The organism is Undibacterium sp. Tian12W (assembly GCF_049339405.1).
Lineage (GTDB): Bacteria > Pseudomonadota > Gammaproteobacteria > Burkholderiales > Burkholderiaceae_D > Undibacterium.
This window is the reverse complement of the sequence record NZ_JBMPPK010000033.1, coordinates 43,838-51,420: the sequence shown is the minus strand read 5'-3', so window position 1 is coordinate 51,420 and position 7,583 is coordinate 43,838. Positions and strand designations below refer to the sequence as shown.

The following is a 7,583-nucleotide window of genomic DNA, read 5'->3' as shown; positions in this document are numbered from 1 at the left end:
AGGTACGATCCGGCATCCAGTCACTCGATCTTGATATGCCTACCAAGAACTTGTTGGTAGCTATATTAACGAATAACTACCGAAGGCGTCATAATACAAGGTACGATTAGCGCAGCGTAATCGTACGTATGATGCCCATAAAATTACAAAAGCGCACAAAAAACCTTGCCTTGATCTGGCGCTGGAGCAAAAAATGTTACTCTGCAATTTCTCAGGAAGATCAGCTTTGGAGATCACAGGATTTTACTGACATGTGTACGATTGCGCTGCGCTAATCGTACCTACTTGCTGATCATTATTCTTAGCTTACATGATGCACGCATACACCAAAGAGAAGTTTAAAAGTAACGCGCCGGTCTTGTGTTTTCTTGCGTATGCATTTAGCGGGATGGCATGCATGATGCGACTGGACGATATGAATGAGGACTGGCCACTTGCCTTCAGCTATGCAGCTATTGCCGTGTTAGTTGTGATGGCAATATGCGGCACATATTGGCGTAAACACCTTGCGGAATTCATGCATTATGGTTTGCTGAAAACGGGCTTTCTCATGCTCCTTGTTTTTTCCTTCTTAACATTGCAAGGCGCTCCCTACGTGTTTTTGGTGAATGCATTGAGCGCAGATAAAACCACCTTCCTGCTAGAGGGAACTATCATTTACAAGCAAGCCTATCACGGCAAATTTCCTTCACGCATACTCACCATTCGAGGAGAGAACAATCCAGAACCGATAGCCTTGAAAGTAACTCAGGGCGAGTATGACAAGGCCACAGTAGGTGAACATTATCAGCGATGCATGCGCATGGGTGGCCTGGGCTTGCTATTTAAATGGCGCAATGGCGAAGCACCACAATGTACCGATCAATACCAGCATGATAAAAAGGGCATATAAGAGATGAAATTGAATATGAAAAGCCGGCTTTCAGTTGCCTTGTATGGCGCAGCCTTGCCCTGGTTAATCGCCTTCGGGCACTATTTGGACGACAGGCCTGTAAAGCTCTTATTTAATACCTGCTTTAGCCTGGGCTTGTTTATTGCCATTTATTGGCTAGGGCCATATTTTGAAGAATTAAGAGACAAGAAAGAATGAGATGCTGAACTGGAGCCAGCGTAGTAAGCCAGATATGAATTGCGATAATGCAGGATGGTGCATTGCAATGCACCCTACTACCCTGAAATTGACCACATCACAGCTCTATTTACCGTCAACCGCAAACTCGTCATGCCGGCCTTGATCTGGCATCCAGCATTATCCAGTATCATTCATTATCATTCGATAAAGGCTGTGAAACAGAATGCGATAGAATGGCGACAGTGACCAATCAATTACCCTTGTGAAACAGATGATCTCCAGGCTTGCACACCTTATCAACAACACGAAGGAGCTTCCACTCGTGATACGTATCTTGTGTCATGGATGGATGTTTGTGGGTCCGCTGATGCTGCTGTTATTGCTGCAGCCCCTGTTTAACTGGGAAGTGAATGGCCAGGAAATGACTTACCTTGAGCTCTGGACTACCGATACAGTTGTTGGGCTTGCAGTTTTTTTAGCGATGGGGACAGCAGGTTGCTGGGGCATGGCAGCACGCAAACCCTGGGCGCGCTGGGTTTTGGTATTCATGCAGCCAGCATTGTTGCTGATGCTGGCCTTATATCCATCGACATGGATGGCGCAAGAAGGCCTGAATATCGCTGATCTGGCCCTACAAACACTGATCGTGTCACTCTGCGTTTATGCCTGCCTGTTTCATCTGCCAGGCATGCGCCGTTATTACCAGGCGGCTGAACCTGCATTGGCTCGCGGGCAATTATAGGTACGATTAGTGAAGCGCAATCGTAATCGTAATCGTAATCGTAATCGTACGCATGATGCGCGAAAAATTACTCGCCGTCGCAAGAAAATCTGAGCATCGCAAAATACCTGCTTCAACAACTTTGCAGTCTTTGCTGAAAACACTATATTGAAGTCGTGATGACATTCGATCTCCATAGACATTGACGACCAACATGCGTACGATTACGCTGCGCTAATCGTACCTACGTGCCGCCCTATATCCATCGTAAATTCGCAAAAAATATCCCATGAAGATCATACCTCGTTTGCACATCACCGCTGGCATCAGCCTGGCACTAGGCATGCTGATCTGCGCCGCTGCAGCAGCGGCAGCTGCCCCGCGCCAGCATCCTGCAAAGGAATATTTTCAGGGAAAGCCAGCCAGCTCGAGGCCAGCAATATGCAGGCAGGCTGGCAACTGGCGTCACCCGACGGCAATCTGACTATCAGGGAACAAGCAGGTGAACTGGTCTTGCAAAACAGCGATGGGAAAACCGCTAAACTGGGTGTGATGGCCCAGCCTGATCTGACCGAAGTGCTGTGGAGTGCAGACTCCAGGCATCTTGCCATCAACACCAGCGATGGTGGAGCAGTTGGCACCTGGGAGGCGAAGCTGTTTGCAGTTGATGCGCAGGGTCATCCTGCCGCCATTGACTTATCGGATATCACCCAAAAAATCTCAAAAAAAACCCTGCGCTGCAAACCACAGGAAGTAGCCAATTTCGCCGCACTGGCCTGGGGGAAACAGGATTTACTTCTCCTTGCCGAAGTACCACCGCATTCGTCCTGCGCCAATATGGGGCAAACTCTTGGTTTCCGGGTTGCGCTGAAATCGAAAAAGCTGATGGAAGTTTTTTCTGAAAAATCTTTGAGCGCTAACAGGCAAGAGTTATTGGGATGCCGGTTTTCCAAGCAGTAAGCCCGTAGGTTATTACTTGCAAGAGATATTTCCGCACGCTTATTTCCATACACTGATTTCCCGCGCTGATTGATCTCTGTAGTCATAGATATCAACTATCTTTGTCAACTCACCAGACCAGCCGCCAAAGTGGCCTTGATGGTTCTTATTAAATCTGGCGATGATGGTTGCAGTTTTTTTATTGAATTTTTCTAGCACTGCCAGTTTCTTGAAGATTCTCTCCTGATCAGCATCACTTGCAGTGGGGCCAGAATCGATATTGATCCAGACGCAGTCCTTGCTGGACACTTCGACCGGGTAAGGGCAGACGACCATCTTTTCCGGGCCGACGAAAATATAGCCTGTGACGTTCACCAGCTTGCCGTGATAGCGCTCTGGCGTCGCAATCAGATTGATCAGGGACAGATCCAGTGCCTGCACGGGGGCCTTCGCCTTGGTTTTAGCCGCAGCAGCAGTTGCAAACAAGGTGATCGTCGCCAGCAGGCATGCAGACAACAGATGGCGCGACAGGAGATAAGGAATTTTCATGCGATGTACTCCGTATTACTCAAATGAGGGATAAAATCAGCACATGATAACAGGGCTTTAACTTGGCACGATCTGGACGATCTTTTGCTACGCCTGATCTGCACTATCAAAAAAAGCCATCAAAGATAATCGATTAAAAATCGTCGATTAAAAATAAGCAATCAAAACATAAAAAGGGGAGCCGGATGAAGCGGGTACTATTGTTATTGATCTGCACCCTGCTGCCGCTTGCAAGCTGGGCAGACACGGTTTTTTACGAACAGAGCCTGCCAGAAAATATCTTCCTGCTGATCCGCTCGGCTTTTCCTGAGACGCAGCAATGGCAAGATGCCCGACCAATTTTTGAGCGGTACCGGGGTGAAGGCAAGGTGGCGGGCAATTATACCCATGCCTTGATTGTCAGCTTCAGGGATGATCAACTGCTGCGTCATTCTGCCCTGGTGGTATTGCAAAACACAGACAAGCGTGCGAAAGACACTGACCTTAACCGCAATAGCGATATCAGCCTGGTCGGCAGGTCAAAGCTATGGCCAGACCTGTTCGGCGCAAGACGGGGCATCAACAGTTCCAGCACGTATGCGAGGATAGATAATGGCAGTGTGTTTATCGATGCCATCGATTTTCAGGATTGCTGCGAGCAAATCACCTATTCTTACCAGTTCAGGAAAAAAGGAGAAAACCTGATACTCGCCGGCATGAAGGCAAAGCAGATCAGGACAGATGACAAGATAGAGCGCGTCCTGCAAGAGCTGGCCGGATGCAGTATCAACTATCTCGACAACAGCCAGGTGCGCTGGTCATACAATGGCAAGCGCCGCGTGGAAGAAAAGTCTGCCGCTTTTACCCACGCTTTTGCCCAACTACCCGCCCCTGTTCCCTTGCATGAATTCACACTTGCCAGCAAGCCGGATGCGTGGCCAAAAGAAAGCGCGGCGCAGACTTGTCAGAGTGGGAAGTAAGTGTGATTGCCCCCCAAAAACACTCACAACAGTCATACTCTCGTAGGTACGATTAGCGTAGCGTAATCGTACGCATGATGTGCGCCAAAATAATCACCGTCTCACGAAAATCTGAGCATCGCAAAATACCTGCTTCAACAACATTGCAGTCTTTGTTGAAAATGCTACATTGAAGTCGTGGTGACTTTCAATCTCATCAGTTAGTGGCGATCGGCATGCGTATGATTACGCTGCGCTAATCGTACCTACGTGCTTCCCTGTTGCACATGCAACCTTTTTACCAGTTGAATAAGCTGCCCCAAAAGCCGAATGACATTTGCATTTTCGGTCGATAGCTGGATGTCAACCATTCTACCTCGCCAGTATCAACATCAAACACCTTGGCAACAAAAGCAAACTTGCTTCGCGCCGTTTCATCCCAATCGTGTTTTTGTTCCAAAATTAGTGCGACCCTATTGCCATCATTACCCCAAAAAAATAATGCGTCCTGGTGGGGAGTAAGCTTGAATAAGCCTGCATCAAGGTCAAAAACTCCCTTGGTATTGCGACAGCTCTTAATTAATAAAGCAGGCAGGAGTGCGTTTTTTCCCGGTACGATATCATAGACATGCAGACTAACCGAGCAACTATTCTTTGCACGCTTTATATGCGCCGAATAATCGACTCTCTCAAAACTCTGACACCCTTTTGATACATACAAAACACCAGGCTCCTCACGGAGGTTAAGCAAATACAAGGTTCGACTCGTCGGGAAATAAGCGACACTATCATCACTATCATCATTGCCAAGATCCAGTTCCACTTTGCCAGGCAAAGACACTGCACAATCAGCCTGATTTGCTACAGGTGTAATTATCTGCCGCCCTTTAAGCCAGACTTCTTCACCCCTATATCCCACCTGCCTCATAGGGCGCATTCCTGGATGTGCTGCAACGCAATCGTCGGCAGCCTTGGAACCATCATCAACGCTATTACATCCAACAGGATAAATAGTGTCTTTAGAAATCCACGGCTTCAAGTCGGCGTTAAAATTCTGAGTTCGTGCAAAAGGCATGGTCACCGCTTTTGGTATCGCACCCCGGTCTTTTGGCGCTGTTGAAAACTGTATGCTCGCGTCATAGCCCAAAACTTCTGTCTGTGCTGGATCAAGATCAAATCCATTAAAGTGTCCCCCATAATCTCGTCCATACCGCCAAAACACGATCACGCCATTCTCACGGACTAATTTTGGACGCCCATAAGACCCCCAGGAGACAGAGCCAAATTGATACTTTGCAAAAAGTGCAGCGCAGATGATTGATAGCGAGATGATGACAATAGTTTTTTTCATTTTAGAGGTATTTCAAATTATTATTTACCATTAGCTCGCTTATTCCCATATCCCTTTTTTCCAATACTTGCACTTGATTTTGGCATTGCCGTACAGCGCCAGCATTTGCTTTTCTATGTCCAGATTCTGTGCCAGCTTGCGGTTCATGCAAAGGCGGTCTGGCCCAAGCCACCATCTGATGATTTCCAAATCACCTTCCTGATTTTGCCGGGCAAGAAGGTATATGTTACTAACGCTTGGTTCGCCATGCATCCTGGTGACGACAGTAGCCGGATCTTTTTTAAGATGGCCTATCAATACCTCTTCAACACCAATGAACAATATCACGTCAGTATAGAAATCGATGACGTTTGGCCTGGGTATATTCGGCCTGCCCCACTTAATATCATTCATGCGCGCTTCCATCAGAATGATATTGGGATGCTCAAGGCCAGCCAGGCTATTACAGCCGCTTAATACTGCCATCGTGGCGATGAGGCAAAGAATCCTGGTGAAAATTTTCATGGTCTGTGATTTTCCGGCGGCTAATATACATGAATTTGTCAGATACAACTGGCATGCATTCCTGCCGTTGCCTTCACCGCTTCCCGATTTAAACCTCAAAGCTGCTGCAACACGCCTTGCATTTGCGTCAACCGCGACAGTTCCTGATCTGCATATTGCCATTGCGGGTAATGGATGCGGGCACGCTGATTGAGCCATAACTGGCAACGCAGTGCTGCCAGTGCTTCGTCGAGAATGTCTGCATCTACCTGTCCGGCAATTTTTAACTGCCCGAATGCAGTGGCAACTCGCGCACGACATTCTGAGTGAAGGTAGGTCTCATGCATCTTGTCTTCATCCAGCCATTCAGTGATGACCTGCGCGTCTGCGCGTATCAGCTTGTCAGGCAGGCCAAAATCCCAGTCGTCCAGCAGCTCTTCTAAAAACTGTGACACGACTGGTTTCTTTTTGCCATGATCACGATACCATTCTTCAAGACTAGCCAGGGTATCGTAGCCGTCGTCACTGCCAAAAGGGCTGAAGTCATCCGTGCAATCGTAGTAAAAATCTTCTGGGGCTAGCTCCACAAATCTTGGGTGGCTCGTTTCGCGGGCGGGGCCTTCTTCTTCATCGTCAAAGTAATAAATTGTTTTCATCTCTTTGTCTTCGTTTATTTTCGGTTTTTTGTCAGTATTTTTTGTCAGCATTCTTTGTGCGGTAACAATGCTAAGGCGATCGCTGCAGTCGCTGCACATGGCCTGGCTTGCAAGACTTGCATGCAACGCCGCCATCGTCCTGGCTGGCCCACTGGCTCACTCGCTTACTTCCAGGCCTGCGCTTGCATTGACAGCAACAGCATAAAAAACATTAGCATATCTTTGGTCATTTCTATAATAAAATGTGCCTTACCCCCCATCCTGAGAGAAACACGCAGATGAAACTTCAGCTCAAAAAGAACTATGCGCCTTATGCGATTGCCTTGTTAGCCCTGCCCTGCCTGACATTTTCTGCGGATAAGGCCAAACCTGCACCTGTCATCAATACGCCGGACAATACGGTTTGCAGCAGCAATGCGGTGGAACGTACCTTGCCATTCCCGGTCGGTGACAAAGCATTATATTTCCTGAACCTGCGCGATGGCGACAAGGTGCGTTCGCCTTTCAGGGTGGCGTTCTCTGTTTCAGGCATGGGTGTGGCGCCTGTGCAGGCGGGCAATATCGATGGCACCGGCCATCATCACATCTTGATTGACCTGGATTTGCCGCAGGACATCAAGAAACCTATCCCGTTTGACAGTGCAGAAGAATTCCAGCACCAGCATTACAAGCATTTTGGCAAGGGCGAGACTGAGACTGTGCTGAACCTGCCACCGGGCAAACACAAACTGCGCCTGATGTTTGCGAATCACCAGCATGTGCCGTATTACATCGCCAGCAAGGAAGTCAATATCGAGGTGCTGGCGAGCAAGGGTTAAGCAGAGAGGATACACGGGCGGGGCTTGCCTGCGATGATGCTGCGCTGATCCTACCG

11 protein-coding genes are annotated in these 7,583 nt (G+C 48.2%); 7 read left to right on the top strand and 4 right to left on the bottom strand.

The window, feature by feature from the left end; all coding sequences use genetic code 11:
• Positions 1-313: 313 nt before the first annotated feature.
• The 5 genes from ACO0LI_RS28635 (at position 314) to ACO0LI_RS28615 (ending at position 2,753) form a co-directional block, all read left to right on the top strand.
• Positions 314-892, top strand: a complete 579-nt coding sequence (locus ACO0LI_RS28635) for a hypothetical protein (RefSeq protein ID WP_423037077.1) — start codon at positions 314-316, stop codon at positions 890-892.
• Between the two features lie 3 nt (positions 893-895).
• Entirely contained in the window at positions 896-1,090 is a 195-nt protein-coding gene (locus ACO0LI_RS28630; protein ID WP_423037075.1) for a hypothetical protein, read from the top strand.
• Positions 1,091-1,394: 304 nt separating this feature from the next.
• Positions 1,395-1,814: a hypothetical protein gene (locus tag ACO0LI_RS28625; protein ID WP_423037073.1), complete on the top strand. Its 420-nt coding sequence runs from the start codon at positions 1,395-1,397 to the stop codon at positions 1,812-1,814.
• Positions 1,815-2,082: 268 nt separating this feature from the next.
• Positions 2,083-2,277: a hypothetical protein gene (locus tag ACO0LI_RS28620; protein ID WP_423037071.1), complete on the top strand. Its 195-nt coding sequence runs from the start codon at positions 2,083-2,085 to the stop codon at positions 2,275-2,277.
• 29 nt (positions 2,278-2,306) lie between these two features.
• On the top strand, positions 2,307-2,753 hold the full coding sequence (locus ACO0LI_RS28615; protein ID WP_423037069.1) for a hypothetical protein: 447 nt from the start codon (positions 2,307-2,309) through the stop codon (positions 2,751-2,753).
• Positions 2,754-2,792: 39 nt separating this feature from the next.
• Here the strand turns inward: ACO0LI_RS28615 and ACO0LI_RS28610 are convergent, their stop codons facing one another.
• The gene (locus tag ACO0LI_RS28610; RefSeq protein WP_423037067.1) at positions 2,793-3,281 is read right to left on the bottom strand and encodes a hypothetical protein; all 489 of its coding nucleotides are present in this window, start codon (positions 3,279-3,281) and stop codon (positions 2,793-2,795) included.
• A 185-nt stretch (positions 3,282-3,466) separates the two neighbouring features.
• Here ACO0LI_RS28610 and ACO0LI_RS28605 point away from each other — a divergent pair, with 185 nt between their 5' ends.
• On the top strand, positions 3,467-4,240 hold the full coding sequence (locus ACO0LI_RS28605; RefSeq protein ID WP_423037065.1) for a hypothetical protein: 774 nt from the start codon (positions 3,467-3,469) through the stop codon (positions 4,238-4,240).
• Positions 4,241-4,517: 277 nt separating this feature from the next.
• Here the strand turns inward: ACO0LI_RS28605 and ACO0LI_RS28600 are convergent, their stop codons facing one another.
• The 3 genes from ACO0LI_RS28600 to ACO0LI_RS28590 all read right to left on the bottom strand — a co-directional run bounded on the left by ACO0LI_RS28600 (position 4,518) and on the right by ACO0LI_RS28590 (position 6,709).
• A complete protein-coding gene (locus ACO0LI_RS28600; RefSeq protein WP_423037063.1) occupies positions 4,518-5,570 on the bottom strand; it encodes a hypothetical protein in 1,053 nt (350 codons plus the stop codon).
• 39 nt (positions 5,571-5,609) lie between these two features.
• Positions 5,610-6,074: a hypothetical protein gene (locus ACO0LI_RS28595; protein ID WP_423037061.1), complete on the bottom strand. Its 465-nt coding sequence runs from the start codon at positions 6,072-6,074 to the stop codon at positions 5,610-5,612.
• 95 nt (positions 6,075-6,169) lie between these two features.
• On the bottom strand, positions 6,170-6,709 hold the full coding sequence (locus ACO0LI_RS28590) for a MolR family transcriptional regulator (protein WP_423037059.1): 540 nt from the start codon (positions 6,707-6,709) through the stop codon (positions 6,170-6,172).
• 278 nt (positions 6,710-6,987) lie between these two features.
• Between ACO0LI_RS28590 and ACO0LI_RS28585 the strand changes: the two genes are divergently transcribed.
• Entirely contained in the window at positions 6,988-7,527 is a 540-nt protein-coding gene (locus ACO0LI_RS28585) for a DUF4399 domain-containing protein (protein WP_422953656.1), read from the top strand.
• Positions 7,528-7,583: the final 56 nt, after the last annotated feature.